This window comes from uncultured Jatrophihabitans sp. (assembly GCF_964244045.1).
GTDB lineage: Bacteria > Actinomycetota > Actinomycetes > Mycobacteriales > Jatrophihabitantaceae > Jatrophihabitans.
The window spans coordinates 29,612-45,323 of record NZ_CAXTHK010000003.1 but is presented as its reverse complement, the minus strand read 5'-3'; the positions used below and the strand labels follow the sequence as shown (position 1 = coordinate 45,323).

The 15,712-nt window shown below is 69.9% G+C and carries 16 protein-coding genes, 1 tRNA gene and 1 other RNA gene; 15 read left to right on the top strand and 3 right to left on the bottom strand.

Annotated features, from left to right (window positions below):
• Positions 1-8 precede the first annotated feature (8 nt).
• A tRNA-Ser gene (locus tag ACFFC4_RS03300) sits at positions 9-93 on the bottom strand.
• A 34-nt stretch (positions 94-127) separates the two neighbouring features.
• Here ACFFC4_RS03300 and ffs point away from each other — a divergent pair.
• From ffs to ACFFC4_RS03270, 6 genes are all read left to right on the top strand, one after another.
• Positions 128-224: signal recognition particle sRNA small type (ffs, locus tag ACFFC4_RS03295), an RNA gene on the top strand.
• Positions 225-300: 76 nt separating this feature from the next.
• On the top strand, positions 301-2,076 hold the full coding sequence (locus tag ACFFC4_RS03290; RefSeq protein WP_375497759.1) for a DNA polymerase III subunit gamma and tau: 1,776 nt from the start codon (positions 301-303) through the stop codon (positions 2,074-2,076).
• Between the two features lie 104 nt (positions 2,077-2,180).
• A complete protein-coding gene (locus ACFFC4_RS03285; RefSeq protein WP_375497757.1) occupies positions 2,181-2,501 on the top strand; it encodes a YbaB/EbfC family nucleoid-associated protein in 321 nt (106 codons plus the stop codon).
• 21 nt (positions 2,502-2,522) lie between these two features.
• Positions 2,523-3,119, top strand: coding sequence for a recombination mediator RecR (gene recR / locus ACFFC4_RS03280; protein WP_375497755.1), 597 nt, complete (start codon positions 2,523-2,525; stop codon positions 3,117-3,119).
• 21 nt (positions 3,120-3,140) lie between these two features.
• Positions 3,141-4,115, top strand: coding sequence for a hypothetical protein (locus ACFFC4_RS03275; RefSeq protein WP_375497753.1), 975 nt, complete (start codon positions 3,141-3,143; stop codon positions 4,113-4,115).
• Positions 4,112-5,347: a S8 family serine peptidase gene (locus ACFFC4_RS03270; protein WP_375497751.1), complete on the top strand. Its 1,236-nt coding sequence runs from the start codon at positions 4,112-4,114 to the stop codon at positions 5,345-5,347. Before ACFFC4_RS03275 ends, ACFFC4_RS03270 begins: the two co-directional genes overlap by 4 nt.
• 75 nt (positions 5,348-5,422) lie before the next feature.
• Here the strand turns inward: ACFFC4_RS03270 and leuA are convergent, their stop codons facing one another.
• The gene (leuA, locus tag ACFFC4_RS03265) at positions 5,423-7,180 is read right to left on the bottom strand and encodes a 2-isopropylmalate synthase (protein ID WP_375497749.1); all 1,758 of its coding nucleotides are present in this window, start codon (positions 7,178-7,180) and stop codon (positions 5,423-5,425) included.
• A 354-nt stretch (positions 7,181-7,534) separates the two neighbouring features.
• Between leuA and ACFFC4_RS03260 the strand changes: the two genes are divergently transcribed.
• The 9 genes from ACFFC4_RS03260 to ACFFC4_RS03220 all read left to right on the top strand — a co-directional run bounded on the left by ACFFC4_RS03260 (position 7,535) and on the right by ACFFC4_RS03220 (position 15,061).
• A complete protein-coding gene (locus tag ACFFC4_RS03260; RefSeq protein ID WP_375497747.1) occupies positions 7,535-8,971 on the top strand; it encodes a gamma-aminobutyraldehyde dehydrogenase in 1,437 nt (478 codons plus the stop codon).
• A 28-nt stretch (positions 8,972-8,999) separates the two neighbouring features.
• Positions 9,000-9,227, top strand: a complete 228-nt coding sequence (locus ACFFC4_RS03255; RefSeq protein WP_375497745.1) for an antitoxin — start codon at positions 9,000-9,002, stop codon at positions 9,225-9,227.
• Positions 9,224-9,622, top strand: a complete 399-nt coding sequence (locus tag ACFFC4_RS03250) for a TA system VapC family ribonuclease toxin (protein WP_375497743.1) — start codon at positions 9,224-9,226, stop codon at positions 9,620-9,622. The genes ACFFC4_RS03255 and ACFFC4_RS03250 overlap by 4 nt, the downstream gene beginning before the upstream one ends.
• Positions 9,619-9,843: a biotin/lipoyl-binding carrier protein gene (locus tag ACFFC4_RS03245; protein WP_375497741.1), complete on the top strand. Its 225-nt coding sequence runs from the start codon at positions 9,619-9,621 to the stop codon at positions 9,841-9,843. Before ACFFC4_RS03250 ends, ACFFC4_RS03245 begins: the two co-directional genes overlap by 4 nt.
• Positions 9,840-11,168: a 4-aminobutyrate--2-oxoglutarate transaminase gene (gabT, locus tag ACFFC4_RS03240; protein ID WP_375497739.1), complete on the top strand. Its 1,329-nt coding sequence runs from the start codon at positions 9,840-9,842 to the stop codon at positions 11,166-11,168. The genes ACFFC4_RS03245 and gabT overlap by 4 nt, the downstream gene beginning before the upstream one ends.
• 2 nt (positions 11,169-11,170) lie before the next feature.
• Positions 11,171-11,386: a hypothetical protein gene (locus tag ACFFC4_RS03235; RefSeq protein WP_375497737.1), complete on the top strand. Its 216-nt coding sequence runs from the start codon at positions 11,171-11,173 to the stop codon at positions 11,384-11,386.
• Between the two features lie 15 nt (positions 11,387-11,401).
• Positions 11,402-12,532, top strand: a complete 1,131-nt coding sequence (locus ACFFC4_RS03230; protein WP_375497735.1) for a flotillin family protein — start codon at positions 11,402-11,404, stop codon at positions 12,530-12,532.
• Positions 12,533-12,615: 83 nt separating this feature from the next.
• Entirely contained in the window at positions 12,616-13,890 is a 1,275-nt protein-coding gene (locus ACFFC4_RS03225) for an aspartate kinase (RefSeq protein ID WP_375497733.1), read from the top strand.
• Positions 13,891-14,038: 148 nt separating this feature from the next.
• Entirely contained in the window at positions 14,039-15,061 is a 1,023-nt protein-coding gene (locus tag ACFFC4_RS03220) for an aspartate-semialdehyde dehydrogenase (RefSeq protein WP_375497731.1), read from the top strand.
• A gap of 29 nt (positions 15,062-15,090) precedes the next feature.
• Here the strand turns inward: ACFFC4_RS03220 and def are convergent, their stop codons facing one another.
• Positions 15,091-15,615 carry a peptide deformylase gene (gene def / locus ACFFC4_RS03215; RefSeq protein ID WP_375497729.1) on the bottom strand — a complete coding sequence of 175 codons (525 nt, stop codon included), beginning with the start codon at positions 15,613-15,615 and terminating at the stop codon, positions 15,091-15,093.
• Positions 15,616-15,712 lie beyond the last annotated feature (97 nt).

Below are 15,712 nucleotides of genomic sequence, written 5' to 3'. Positions count from 1 at the left end.
CATTGCCGCGGAGGATATGGGATTTGAACCCATGAGGGGTTGCCCCCAACCCGCGTTCCAGGCGAGCGCCATAGGCCACTAGGCGAATCCTCCGTCGACGAGGATACGGGCATCCGTAGACTCGATACCCGACCCCCCGTGCGGCGTTCACCCCGCGAACCTCCCCAGGGCCGGAAGGCAGCAAGGATAAGCAGGCTCTGACGGGTGCGCGGGGGGTCCTTTTCCTCTGATGCGGCGGGTCCGTGCGCGGGTCGCCCGGGCGACGTGGCGGCTGTCGGTGCCGATGGTTACGGTCGTGGCGTGTCTTTGGCCCTGTACCGCAAATACCGCTCCGCGACGTTTGCCGAGGTCATCGGGCAGGACCACGTCACGGTGCCGCTGCGGGCGGCACTGGCCGCGGGGCGCATCAACCACGCCTACCTGTTCAGCGGGCCGCGCGGCTGCGGCAAGACGTCCAGCGCTCGCATCCTGGCCCGTTCGCTCAACTGCGCGCAGGGCCCGACGCCGGAGCCGTGCGGCGTGTGCGACTCGTGCCGCGAGCTGGCGCCCAACGGCGTGGGCTCCATCGACGTCATCGAGATCGACGCGGCCAGCCACAACGGTGTCGACGACGCGCGTGACCTGCGTGAACGGGCGTTCTTCGCGCCCGTCCGCGACCGTTACAAGGTCTACATCATCGACGAGGCGCACATGGTCACGACGGCGGCGTTCAACGCGCTGCTCAAGCTCGTCGAGGAGCCGCCGGACTTCCTGGTGTTCATCTTCGCGACCACCGAGCCCGACAAGGTGCTCACCACCATCCGCTCGCGTACGCACCACTACCCGTTCCGCCTCATCCCGCCGCAGACCCTGCGCCAGCACCTCGAGGGCATCACCGCGGCCGAGGGCATCGCCGTCGAGCCGGCGGTGCTGCCACTGGTGGTGCGGGCCGGTGGTGGATCGGCCCGTGACTCGTTGTCGATCCTCGACCAGCTGCTGGCCGGGGCGGGGCCCGACGGGGTCACCTACTCCCGCGCCGTGGGCCTGCTCGGCGTCACCGACTCGGCACTGCTCGACGACATGATCGACTCGCTGGCCGCCGCCGACGCGGTGGGTGTCTACGGCACCGTCGATCGCGTGGTCGAGGCCGGCCATGACCCGCGCCGGTTCTCTATGGACCTGCTCGACCGCTTCCGCGACCTCATCCTGCTCGACGCGGTGCCCGACGCCGGCGAGCGCGGCCTGATCAACGTGCCCCAGGACCAACTCACCCACATGGGCGAGCAGGCCATCCGGCTCGGCGGCGCCACGCTGGCCCGCTTCGCCGAGATCGTGCACACCGCCCTCATCGAGATGCGCGGCACCACCTCGCCGCGCCTCGTCCTCGAGCTGCTGTGCGCGCGGATGATGCTGCCCGACGCATCCACCGACGCAGCGTCGCTGCTGCAGCGCCTCGAGCGTCTCGAGCGGCGCATGACCGTCGGGGGACAAGCCGATCCTGCCCCGGTGTCCGAGACGCGAGCGGCACCCCGACCGGCAGCCGCACCCGTCGCCCCCGAGCCCGTCGCGCCCGAGCCGGATCAGGCTCAGCCCGAGCCGTCGGCCGTTGTCGCGGTGGCCGCTCCCGGGGGCCTCGACGCGGCGGCGCTGCGCCGGCTCTGGCCGGAAACGCTGGAGGTCGTCAAGCAGACCAGCCGCCGTACCCGTGCCCTGCTCGACAGCGCTCAGATCACCGACGTCGACGGCGAGCTCGTGCAGCTCAGCGCGCCGGCCGCGTTGGCCCGGATGATTGGCGAGGACAGCAACACCTCGGTGCTGAAGCAGGCGCTGTCGGCGGTGGTCGGCGGCACCTGGCGCATCGAGGTCGGCGCCGGGACCGGCCCGCGGGCCGCGGCCGACGACCTGCCGCCGCCTCAACTGGCAGCTACCTCGACGCGCACCCGAGCACCCGAGCCCGACCCGCGCGACGAGCCCGAGTTCGACGCCGGGCCGCCGTCCGGACCCACCGCCGCAGTGCCCGCGTCCCACGACCCGGAGGCCGAGGCGATGAAGCTGCTCAGCGAGCAGCTCGGTGCGCGCCCGATCGATCGCCGATGAGCGCCGGTTACGCTGGCGCTGCAGGTGCCCGGTCGAACGAGAGTCAGAGGTAGGACGACGTGAGCCAGCGTGGCGGAGGATTCGGCGGTGCGGGCCAGCCGAACATGCAGCAGCTGATGAAGCAGGCCCAGAAGATGCAGGCCGATCTCGCCGCGGCGCAGGCCGAGCTGGCCGAGACCGAGGTCACCGGAACAGCGGGCGGCGGTCTGGTCACGGCAACCCTCACCGGTGACGGCGAGCTGACCGCACTCGTCATCGACCCGCAGGCCGTCGACCCCGACGACGTCGAGACGTTGCAGGACCTGATCGTGGCCGCCGTGCGCGATGCGCACCGCGCGGTCGGGGACCTCGCGGCCGAGAAGATGGGCCCGGTCACCGGTGGGCTCGGCGGTATGGCCGGCGGCGTCGGCATCCCCGGTCTCTGACCGCGGCGAGCACACCACTTCATGTACGAGGGCGCCGTCCAGGACCTCATCGACGAGCTCGGACGGCTACCCGGCGTCGGCCCGAAGAGCGCCCAGCGCATCGCGTTTCACCTGCTGGCGACCGAGGCCGTCGATGTCGAGCGGCTGGCGAGCACGCTGCTGCGTGTCAAGAACGAGGTCAAGTTCTGCTCGGTATGCGGCAACGTGGCGCAGGCCGACGTCTGCCGCATCTGCAGTGACGACCGCCGCGACGCCACGATCATCTGCGCGGTCGAGGAGCCGAAGGACGTCGTCGCGGTCGAGCGCACGCGCGAGTTCCGCGGCCGCTACCACGTGCTGGGCGGCGCGATCAGCCCCATCGACGGCATCGGCCCCGACGACCTGCGCATCCGCGAACTGCTGACCCGGCTGCGCGACGGCGTCGTCACCGAGATCATCCTGGCCACCGACCCCAACCTCGAGGGCGAGGCGACGGCCACCTACCTGGCGCGGCTGCTGGCGCCGATGGGCCTCACCGTCACCCGGCTCGCCAGCGGCCTGCCCGTCGGTGGCGACCTGGAGTACGCCGACGAGGTGACCCTCGGCCGCGCCTTCTCGGGGCGCCGGCGCGTCGACTGATCGGCCCGCATGCTGTCCGAGGTGTCCGAGGCGAGACCTGCCGGTCCGCCGCGTCGACCCTGGCTGTTCTGGCCGGGGCTGCTCGTTGCACTGGCGGTCATCGTCAGCGGGACCGTGGTGGCCGCTGCGAGTTATGCCCGCACCCGCGGTCCGGCCGGCGCCGTTCGGGGGTACTTCGAGGCCCTGCAGCACGCCGACGCCGCAGCCGCGCTCGGCTTCGGGGACGTACCGACCGGGCCCAGGACGCTCCTGACCGCCGACGTGCTGCGCGAACAGCAACGGGTAGCGCGCATGGTCGACCTGCACATCGGCGCGGCGCGGCGCAGCAGTTCAGGAGGGCACAGCGCCGACCGGGCCACCGTGGCGGTCTCCTACGCGCTTCGCTACCCCGACCGGGACAGCGTCGTGTCGGTGCGCGTCCCGGTGCACGAGTCCGACGGCGGGTGGCGCCTGGACGCCACCGCCGTGCGGACCAGGCTGCAGCTGGGGTCGTCGACCCAGCGGGCCTCGGTGCTCGGCCACGAGCTGCCGGCCGGTGCGGTGCTGGTCTTCCCCGGAGCACCGCCCGTCCGCTTGGACACGCCCTACCTCGCTCTGGACGCGGACATCGGCATCGTGCCGAACAGCACGACGGCCCGGGTGTTCGCGGTCCGGGTGACGAGTGCGGGGCGGGCGGCCATGCGCGTCGCGGTGCTGGCCGCCGTCCGTCGCTGCCTGCTCCACCCCACCACGACCTGCCCGCTGCCGACCGAGCGATATCTGCCGGCCAGCGTCCGCGGCACCATCGCCGGCGAACCGTCGAACGTCGATGTCTCGCAGCCCTTCACCCAGGTCGGGACGCTCCAGCTCACCGCGAGCGTCCCGGTCTTGGCCACGAGCTACGGGCGGCTGGACTTCTACAACCGGTTGAGCACCGGGCGGGGTCGGTTGACGCTGACCGTGCGCGCCGTCGCGGTCGCCCGTCCGCCGTTGTCGGTCAGCTGGCTGGCGTCGTGAACCGGCGATGCTCGATCCTCGGCGCGTTGCTGCTGGTGATCCTGGCTCTCACTGCTCCTCCGGCCGCTGCTGCCCCCGGGCCGGCCGATGCACCCGAGTACTGGTTCGACAGCTGGGACGTGCCGGGGCTGTGGGCCGCGGGCGCGCGCGGCCAGGGCGTGACCATAGCCGAGATCGACACCGGCGTGAGCGCCGGTCTTGCGGAGTTGCAGGGTCGCATTCTCGCTGGTACCGACCTCGGCGCCGGTGGCGACGGCCAGGTCGACCGCGAGGTCAGTACCTTCGGGCACGGGACGGCGATGGCTTCGATCATGGTCGCCCGGCCCGGACTGCTGGACATCACCGGCCTCGCGCCGGGCGCGAAGATCCTGCCCATCGCCGTGCCGTTGCGCGGGACCACCGATGCCCAATTGCCCGACCGGCTGCCTGACGCGATCCGCTACGCCGCCGACCATGGCGCCAAGATCATCAGCATGTCGCTCGGCGCACTGCGCGACCCGAAGACCGACGACACGCCCTGTCCCGACGTCGAGCAGCAGGCGGTGTTCCACGCCTTGCGCAGGGGGGCCGTCGTCGTCGCCTCGGTCGGCAACACCGGCCCGCGGGAGAACTCGGTCGAGGAGCCGGCGGCCTGTCTGGGTGTGGTGTCCGTGGGCGCCGTCGACCCGCAAGGTGTCGTCGCGTCGTTCTCGGCCCGCGAGCCGTTCCTGACGCTTACCGCGCCGGGTGTGGACGTCCCATCGCTCGGCCGGATCGCGGGCGACGCGTTCTCCGGCGACGGCACCAGCCAGGCGGCAGCGCTCGTGTCGGGCGCGCTCGCGCTGGCCTGGTCGGCGCACCCGGACCTGACGAACGACCAGCTCGTCGCCCGCCTGATCGCGACCCTCGACGCGCGCCGGAGCACGCCGAGCAGCGCCTACGGCTACGGGACCCTCGACGCCGGCGCACTCGTCCGGGCCGACGTCCCGCTCAGCACCCAGAACCCGGTGTGGTCGGCGGCAAACCTGTTCAGCGATCGCACCAACCGGCTCAGCCAGGTGGTCCCCGCCCGGCCGGCGCCCGCGGCGAGCGAGCCGCTACTCACCCGCGGCTATGCCGTCGCCGGACACCCGCGCATCACTGCACGCGTGCGCCAAGCCGCCTCGGTCGCCGCGCTCGGTCTGGTCGCGTTCCTGGCTGTCCTGGCGCTCGGACTCGATCGCCGACGCCGACGCCTCTCTCCCCTGCCGTGATCACTCTCTCCCCTGCCGTGATCAACAGCGTCGAAACGTCGGCATCGAGCGTTTCGGCACTGTTGATCACCGGGGTCAGCTGAGCCGGCGCGACTCGCGGTTGACGGCGCTGATGACGGCCCGAAGTGAGGCCTGCGTCGTCGACTCGCTGATGCCGACGCCCCACAGCACGGTGTCGTCGGCGTCGCCGAACTCGATCTCCAGGTACGCGGCGGCCTCGGCGTCGCGCCCGGCCGTCAACGCGTGCTCGTTGTAGTCGAGCACCCGCACGGACAGCCCGCCGTAGCCGAGGTCCACTGAGGACAAGGCGTCGCAGAACGCCGACACCGGGCCGTTGCCGACGCCGCTGATCTCGTGTTCAACGTCCTTGACCCGCACGGTCGCGGTGATCCGCTCGGTGCCCTCGTCGCTGGTGGAGGAGAGCCGTACGAGCTCGACGTCGCCGGGCTGCAGGTACTCGTCGGAGAAGATCCGCCACATCGCGGCCGGCTCGACCTCGCCGCCCTCGGCGTCGGTGTGGCCCTGGATGACGTGGCTGAACTCGATCTGCAGGCGGCGCGGGAGGTCGAGCTTGTGGTCGTTCTTCATGATGTAGGCGACGCCGCCCTTGCCGGACTGCGAGTTCACCCGGATCACGGCCTCGTACGAGCGCCCGACGTCCTTCGGGTCGATCGGCAGGTACGGGATGTACCACGGCATCTCGCTCACGGGCCGGCCCGCCTCGGCGGCTTGGCGGGCCAGGTCGTCGAAGCCCTTCTTGATCGCGTCCTGGTGCGAGCCGGAGAACGACGTGTAGACGAGGTCGCCGGCGTAGGGGTGCCGCTCGTGCACGCCGATGCGGTTGCAGTACTCCGCGGTACGCCGGATCTCGTCGATGTCGCTGAAGTCGATCATCGGGTCGATGCCCTGGCTGTAGAGGTTCAGGCCGAGGGTGACGAGGTCGACGTTGCCGCTGCGCTCGCCGTTGCCGAACAGGCATCCCTCGATGCGCTGCGCGCCGGCCAGCACGGCCAGCTCGGCGTCGGCCGTCGCCGTCCCGCGGTCGTTGTGGGTGTGGACGGACAGGCAGACGTACTCGCGCCGGGAGAAGCGGCGCGACATCCACTCGATCTGGTCGGCGTAGACGTTCGGCGTCGACCGCTCGACGGTGCATGGCAGGTTCAGAACGATCTCGCGTTCGGGCCCGGGCTGCCAGACGTCCATGACGCCCTCGCAGATGTCGAGGGAGAAGTCGAGCTCGGTGTCCATGAAGATCTCGGGCGAGTACTCCAGGCCGAAGTCGGTGTGCGGCAGGTGGATGTCGGCGTACTTCATGATCGCCTGCACGCCGTCGACGGCCACCGCGCGGCACTGCGCGCGACCGTCACCGTCCCAGCCGAAGACGACCTTGCGGAAGACGGGCGCCGCAGCGTTGTACATGTGCACCGTGGCCTGCGGCGCGCCGACCAGCGACTGCACGGTCCGCTCGATGAGCTCCTCACGGGCCTGGGTGAGGACCGAGATTCGGACGTCGTCGGGCACGCGGCCGCTCTCGATCAGGCTGCGGACGAAGTCGAAGTCGGTCTGGCTCGCGGCCGGAAAGCCGACCTCGATCTCCTTGTAACCCATGCGGACGAGCAGGTCGAACATGGCGTTCTTGCGGGCGGCGTTCATCGGGTCGATGAGCGCCTGGTTGCCGTCGCGCAGGTCGGTGGACAGCCACCGGGGCGCCTGCGTGATGGTCTTCGTCGGCCAGGTGCGGTCGGGCAGGTCGACGCTCGGGAACGGGCGGTAGCGGTGGCACGGCATGCCCGAAGGCTGCTGCGGGTGGGGAACGCTGGCGGGACGGCTCATGACGGGGCTCCGTTGCACATCACATGGGAGCGGTCGGCGCAGACGAACAACCCGCGACGAGGGGCGCGACCAGAGCGAATGCTCAGCTAGCCAGATCCTCGTCGCGGCTGCGAAGAAGAAGCAGCGCGCGGGTCATGATGGGTCGAGCCTAACCGAGCGCCCTCCTACGAGCCAACGGCGTCGCTTTCACCCGTCACGTCGGTGATCAACTGCGGATCGCTGCGGGATATCGACGCCAATCCGCAGTTGATCACCTGCTGAAGCATGGGCACGCGGGTATTCCGTATGAAACGCTCGGTGCGACGACGGATTCCGTTGTTGTGGGCCCTCCCGGCCGCCGGTAGCGTTGTGCCCATGAGCGACAAGACGGTGGTCCGTAACTTCATCAACGGTGAATCGGTCGAGGCGGCCGACGGGCGCACTATCGATCTCGTCGACCCGAGCACCGGCGAGGTGTTCGGCACGTCGCCGCTGTCGGGGGCCGAGGACGTCGACCGCGCCTACGGGGCGGCGGCCACGGCGTTCGAGACCTGGCGCGACACCACACCCAGTGAGCGCCAGCAGGCGCTGCTCAAGTTCGCACAGGCCTTCGAGGACCGCGCGGAGGACGTGATCGCCGCCGAGTGCCGCAACACCGGCAAGCCGATCGAGATGACCCGCACCGAGGAGATCCCGCCCGCGCTGGATCAGATCCGGTTCTTTGCCGGCGCCGCCCGGGTGCTCGAGGGGCGCGGAGCCGGTGAGTACATGGCTGGTTTCACGTCCTACGTACGGCGCGAGCCGATCGGCGTCGTCGGGCAGGTGACGCCCTGGAACTACCCGATGATGATGGCCGTCTGGAAGTACGCCCCGGCCCTGGCCGCCGGCAACTGCGTCGTCCTCAAGCCCAGTGACACCACCCCGGTCAGCACTGCGCTGATGGCCGAGATCGCCGGCGAGTTCTTCCCGCCCGGTGTCTTCAACGTGCTCTGCGGCGACCGCGACACCGGCCGGGAACTGATCTCGCATAAGACGCCGTCGCTGGTGTCGATCACCGGCTCGGTGCGCGCCGGCATGCAGGTGGCCGAGACCGCGTCCCACGACCTCAAGCGCGTCCACCTGGAGCTTGGCGGCAAGGCGCCGGTCGTGGTCTTCGCCGACGCCGACCTCGAGGACGCCGCCGAGAACATCGCGATCGGTGGCTATTTCAACGCCGGGCAGGACTGCACGGCCGCCACCCGTGTGCTCGTTGCGGCCGAGGTCGCCGACGAGTTCGCTGCACTGCTGGCCGAGCAGGCGAAGGGCACGAAGGTCGGCCCGCCGTCGGACGAGGACGCCTTGTACGGGCCGCTCAACAACGCCACCCAGCTCGCCCACGTCGGCGGCATGCTCGAACGCCTGCCCGATCACGCCGAGGTGCTCGCCGGCGGCGCGCGGCAGGGCGACCGCGGTTACTTCTGGCAGCCCACCGTGGTCAGCGGGCTGACCCAGGACGACGAGCTGAGCCAGCACGAGGTGTTCGGCCCCGTCATCTCCATTCAAGCCTTCGCCGACGAGGCGGAGGCGATCCGCTACGCCAACGGCGTCGAGTACGGGCTGGCGTCCTCGGTCTGGACGAAGGACCACGGCCGGGCCATGCGGATGACCCGCGCACTGGACTTCGGTTGCGTGTGGGTCAACTGCCACATCCCGATCGTGGCCGAGATGCCGCACGGCGGGTTCAAGCACTCCGGCTACGGCAAGGACCTCTCGATCTACGGGCTCGAGGACTACACGCGCGTCAAGCACGTCATGCACAACATCGAGGGCTGATGGTGCATCGCGACGTTATGATGCATTGATGAGAACGACTATCGATCTGCCCGAGCCCCTGCTGGACCAGTTGCGCGCCATCGCACGGGACAGCAACCGGACGCTGAGCGCCGTCGTCGTCGACTACGCGCAGCGCGGCATGCGCCCGGTCGCCACGTCGCGCATCGTCAAGGGCCGCAGCGGGTTCCCGGCGCTGGCCTCGAACGGCCGGGTCATCACGACGGAGGACGTGCGCAGCCTCGAGGACGAGTGGTGACGGTCCTGCTCGACAGCAGCGTCCTGATCGCTGCTGCCTTCCAGGGCCATACGCATTACGCCGCGGCGGACACCTGGCTCGAGCAGCTCGACGAGCGCTGGGCCACCTGCCCGATCACCCAGGGCGCCGTCGTGCGGGCGGCACTGCGCAGTGACTACACCGCGCCCGACGCGCTGGGCCTGCTCACCCAGATCACCGCGAGCGACGGCCACGAGTTCTGGCCCGACGAGATCGGCTTCGACGGCGTCCCAGTCGCCGGGGTGGTCGGGCACCGCCAGGTCACCGACGCCTATCTCGCGCAGCTCGCCCGTCACAACCGCGGCCGGATCGCCACCCTCGACCGGGCCATGGCCGCGCTGCACGCCGACGTCGCCGAACTGGTGCCCACCTCATGAGTCACGTCCTGGGTGCCGAGATGGTGGCCACCGTCCACTCGGTGACGGTGCAGGTCGGCGACACCGTCCGGCCCGACACCATGGTCGTGCTGTTGGAATCCATGAAGATGGAGATCCCGGTGCTGGCCGAGGTCGACGGCGTCGTCGGCGAGATCGCGGTGTCGCCCGGAGACACCATCCAGGAGGGCGACACCATCGCCGTCATCGAGGAGACGCCATGATCGATCAGCGCCGCATCCTGACCACCGACATCCCCGGCCCTCGGTCAGCGGAGTTGCATGCGCGCAAGACCGCCGCGGTCGCCTCCGGCGTCGGGACCACCCTGCCCGTCTACGTCGAGCGGGCCGGCGGTGGCATCGTCGTCGACGTCGACGGCAACCAGCTCATCGACTTCGGCTCGGGCATCGCCGTCACCACGGTCGGCAACGCCGCGCCGCGGGTCATCGAGGCCGTGCAGCGCCAGGTCGCCGAGTTCACCCACACCTGCTTCATGGTCACGCCGTATGAGGGGTACGTCGCGGTGGCCGAGAAGCTCAACGAGCTGACGCCCGGCGACCACGACAAGCGCAGCGCGCTGTTCAATTCGGGGGCCGAGGCGGTCGAGAACGCGATCAAAATCGCCCGGCACCACACCGGACGCCAGGCCGTCGTCGCCTTCGATCACGCATATCACGGTCGCACCAATCTGACGATGGCGCTGACCGCGAAGTCGATGCCTTACAAGAGCGGGTTCGGGCCGTTCGCGGGCGAGATCTACCGCGTCCCGATGGCCTATCCCTACCGCTGGCCGACCGGTCCGGAGAATTGTGCGGACGAAGCATTTGCGACGTTCGTGCAGCTGGTGCACGCGCAGGTGGGCGAGCAGAACACCGCCGCGGTGATCATCGAGCCGGTGCAGGGCGAGGGCGGGTTCATCGTCCCCGCGCCCGGCTTCCTGGCCCGGGTCGCCGAATGGTGCACCGAGCACGGCATCGTCTTCATCGCCGATGAGATCCAGTCCGGGTTCTGCCGCACCGGCGACTGGTTCGCCTGCGAGTTCGAGGGCGTCGTGCCCGATCTGATCACCACCGCAAAGGGCATCGCCGGCGGCCTGCCGCTCGCTGCGGTCACCGGCCGGGCCGAGATGATGGACGCCGTGCACGGCGGCGGCCTGGGCGGCACCTACGGCGGCAACCCGGTTGCCTGCGCCGCCGCGCTTGCGGCAATCGAGACCATGCAGGCCGACGACCTGTGCGGCGCGGCCACGCGCATCGAGTCGGTCATGCGGCCGCGGCTGCAGGCGCTGGCCGAGAAGTACGAGGCGGTTGGCGACGTCCGCGGCCGCGGGGCGATGCTGGCCCTCGAGCTCGTCGAACCCGGCGGGACCACTCCGAACCCGACCCTTACCGCCGCCATCGCGAGCGCCTGCCACCAGCAGGGCCTGATCACCCTGACCGCCGGCACGTTCGGCAATGTGCTGCGCTTCCTGCCCCCGCTCGTGATCGGTGAGGATCTGCTGCACGAGGGGCTCGACATCCTCGAGGCCGCCTTCGCCGCACACGCCTAACCGTGGCGGAGTCCGTGATCGGCACGAGTGGCGTGATCATCACGCCTACTCGTGGTGCAGCCGGGCCCGGTGAGGTCCTGCTGTCGATACGCGGCGGGACCGAGTCCTACCTCGCGTGGTCGCGCGATCCCCTGTCCAAGGGCGAGAAGGTGCTCGTCGTCGACGTGCGGGGTGGCCGTACCGTCGATGTCGAAGCCATCTCCGACTTCACGTCCTGAATCCAGGGGAATCCGATGCTCGGCTACAAGGTCCCGGCGCCCGACGAGGCGATGCTCATCTCGGGCGGCAAGAACAAGGGTGAGACGCCGTTCAAGGTGGTCACGGGGCACGGCGCGTTCGTGCTGCCGTTCTTCCGCAAGGCACGCTTCCTCACGCTGTCCATGAACGAGGCCGAGGTCGAGGAGCGCTGCGTCACCAAGCAGGGCATCACCCTTAACGTCCGCGCGGTCATCGCCTTCAAGGTCGGCAACGACGAGGTCAGCATCGTCAACGCCGGGCAGCGGTTCCTGTCCGACCAGAACCAGATGTCGGTGCTCACCGGACGGATCTTCGCCGGTCACCTGCGCTCGATCATCGGCTCGATGACGGTCGAGGAGATCGTCACCGAGCGCCAGAAGCTCGCCAGCGAGGTGCTCGAGGGCTCGAAGGAGGAGATGGGGCGCATCGGGCTCTCGGTCGACGCGCTGCAGATCCAGTCGATCGACGACGGCGACCTCGGCTACATCGTCGCCATGTCGGCGCCGCACACCGCGGCGATCCAGCGCTCGGCGCAGATCTCGCAATCGCAGGCCCGCCAGCAGGCCGCGGAGGCCGAACAGGAATCGCAGCGCCGGCAGGCCGAGTACGCCCGCGAGACCGCGATCGTCCAAGCGCAGTACAAGGCCGAGGTCGACAAGGCGCAGGCCGACGCCGGGCAGGCCGGGCCGCTTGCGGCCGCCCAGGCCCAGCGCGGGGTCTTGCAGGCCCAGACGGAGCTCGCGCAACGCAACGCCGAGCTGCGCCAGCAGCAGCTGGTGGCCGAGGTCGTGAAGCCCGCCGAGGCCGAGGCCGAGAAGACGCGCGTGCTCGCCCTGGCCGATGCCGAGCGCATCCGCATCCAGGCCGAGGCCGCCGCGTCGCACAACCGGGTGGCGCTCGACCGGATGCTCATCGACCAGTTGCCGTTGATCGTCCGCGAGGCTGCAGCCGGGCTGAACGGCGCGAACGTGAACATCCTCAACGGAGCCACGGGACTGGGCGAGATGGCCGCCAGCCTGGTGGGCCAGGGATTGACCATCTTCGAGTCGATCCGCGGCAACCTGGGTCAGCCGGCCGAGGATTCACCGGATGACGAGCCGGACCGCCCGCAGCTCAGCAGCGGCTGAGCCGGCGTCGCGATGACGAACCGCCTCGCAGGCACCCGATAGGCTGAGGGCTCCGCCAGCAGTCGTTCGGATGGGGTCGTGCAGTGAGTCTCGTCGTGCAGAAGTACGGCGGCTCCTCCGTCGCCGACGCAGAGCGGATCAAGCGCGTTGCCGAACGCATCGTCGCCACCAAGCGCGACGGCCACGATGTCGCCGTCGTCGTGTCAGCCATGGGCGACACCACCGACGAGCTCATCGACCTCGCCGAGCAGATCGTTCCGGTGCCCGAGGGCCGCGAGTTCGACATGCTGCTCACCGCCGGCGAGCGGATCTCCATGGCCCTGCTGGCCATGGCCATCAATTCGCTCGGCTACAAGGCCGAGTCGTTCACCGGCTCGCAGGCGGGCGTGCTCACCACGTCGGTGCACGGCAAGGCCCGCATCGTCGACGTCACGCCCGGGCGCATCGAGGGTTCGATCGCTCAGGGCAACATCGCCATCGTCGCGGGGTTCCAGGGCTTCTCGAAAGAGACCATGAACATCACGACGCTCGGCCGCGGCGGGTCGGACACCACGGCGGTGGCCATCGCGGCTGCGCTGAAGGCCGACGTCTGCGAGATCTACACCGACGTCGACGGCGTCTACAGCGCCGACCCCCGCATCGTTCCGAACGCGAAGCGCCTCGAGCAGGTGACGTTCGAGGAGATGCTCGAGCTCGCCGCGAGCGGCGCCAAGATCCTGCACCTGCGCAGCGTCGAGTACGCCAGGCGCTACGGCATGCCCATTCACGTCCGGTCGTCGTTCTCGACGAAGCCCGGCACCACAGTCAGCGGATCCATGGAGGACCTCCCGGTGGAACAGGCGATCATCAGCGGCGTCGCGCACGACCGCAGCGAGGTCAAGATCACCGTCGTCAACGTGCCCGACAAGCCGGGCCAGGCCGCTGCGATCTTCCGCGAGCTCGCCAATGCCGAGATCAACATCGACATGATCGTGCAGAACGTGTCGACGGGTGGCACGGGCCGCACCGACGTGTCCTTCACGCTGCCGGCCACCGACGGCACCACGGCGCTCACCGCGCTCAAGCGCATCCAGGCCGAGGTCGGTTTCTCCGACCTGCTCTACGACGACCACGTCGGCAAGCTCTCGCTCGTCGGCGCGGGCATGCGCTCGCACCCCGGCGTCTCGGCGCGCTTCTTCACCGCGCTGTCCGAGGCCGGCATCAACATGGAGATGATCTCGACGTCCGAGATCCGCATCTCCGTCGTCGTCCGCGACACCGACCTCGACGAGGCCGTCCGCGTCGTGCACGACGCCTTCGAACTCGGCGCCTCCCCCGACGACGGCCCCGCAGTTGTCTACGGAGGAACGGGCCGATGAAGCTGGAACTGCACCGAGGAATGGTGACCACCAACGCGATGAGCGCTCGCGCGAAGAGCCTGGCCGCCGCGACGCGGCCCCGCCGCCAGGCGGGTAGCGCTCCGATGACGGCCCCGAGCGCAGCGAGCGGTCCGGAGGAGGATCGCTGATGGCCAGAGTAGGAATCATCGGCGCCACCGGCCAGGTGGGCACCGTGATGCGCAGGCTGCTTGCCGAGCGGAATTTCCCGGTGGACGAGATCCGCTACTTCGCGTCGGCGCGCTCGGCAGGGAACACGCTGACGTGGGAGGGCGTCGACGTCCGCATCGAGGACGCCGCGGTCGCCGACCCATCCGGGCTCGACATCGCACTGTTCTCCGCAGGCGGGTCGACGTCGAAGGAACTCGCGCCGAAGTTTGCTGCGGCCGGCGTCACCGTGATCGACAATTCGAGCGCCTGGCGGATGGACCCCGACGTCCCGTTGGTGGTGGCCGAGGTCAACGGGGCCGAGGTGCACAACGCCCCGAAGGGCATCATCGCCAACCCGAACTGCACCACGATGGCCGCCATGCCGGTGCTCAAGCCGCTGCACGACGAGGCCGGCCTGGTCCGTCTTGTGGTGTCGACCTATCAGGCGGTGTCGGGCGCCGGACTGGCCGGTGTCGACGAGCTCGAGGGTCAGGTGCGTAAGGCCTCGGGCGAACTGGCCGACCTCACCCACGACGGGTCGGCGGTCACCTTCCCCGATCCGGTGAAATTCTCGCAGCCCATCGCCTTCAACGTGCTGGCGCTGGCCGGTTCGATCGTCGACGACGGCGAGTTCGAGACCGACGAGGAGAAGAAGCTGCGCAACGAGTCGCGCAAGATCCTCGCCATTCCCGGCCTGCGCGTGTCGGGCACATGCGTGCGGGTGCCGGTGTTCGCCGGCCACTCGCTGTCGATCAACGCCGAATTCGAGCGGCCGCTGACCGTAGCTCGGGCTACTGAGCTACTGGCCGCGGCACCCGGCGTCGAGCTGTCGGCTGTGCCCACGCCGCTGCAGGCCGCCGGCCGGGACCCTTCCTACGTCGGACGCATCCGCCAGGACCCGGGCGTTGACGACCACCGCGGGCTCGCGCTGTTCGTCAGCAATGACAACCTGCGCAAGGGCGCCGCGCTCAACGCGGTGCAGATTGCCGAACTCCTGATCTGATCAGAGGGGGCCGATCACCCGGGGCCCGATCAGCCGGGGATGGGCGCGTTCCACTCGAAGGGCTCCATCTCGCGCAACACCCGCCGCCGGCGGTTGCGCGGCAGATGGTCGATGTAGAGCACACCGCGCAAGTGATCCGTCTCGTGCTGCAGGCAGCGGGCGAAGTAGCCGTCACCGCTGACCTCGACCGGCTCGCCGTGCAGGTCGACGCCCCGCACGACGGCGTGCGAGGCGCGGGTGAGCTCGTGGAACGGGCCGGGCACCGAGAGGCATCCCTCTTCGCCGACGTTGGGCTCACCGCTCGTCTCGATGCTGGGGTTGACGACGTGCCCGCGGATCCGCTCGCCCGTCCCGTCGGGGCAGTCATAGACGAAGACCGCGAGGTCCGAGCCGATCTGCGGCGCCGCCAGACCCACGCCCTCGGCCACGGCCAGGGACGCGAACAGCTCGTCGATGAGGCGAGCCAGCGCGCCGTCGAAGACCTCGACTGCGCGGGCTGGGGTCGCCAGCACCGGGTCGCCGACAACTCGGATCTTCGCGGCCTCTGTGGACATGCACCGAGCCTAGGACGTCGGGCTGCGCTCCTGACGCGAGGACGGATTTCCCCTGTAGAACCCGGCGGCTGAGACACGAAAGCCCGACCTGTGAGCG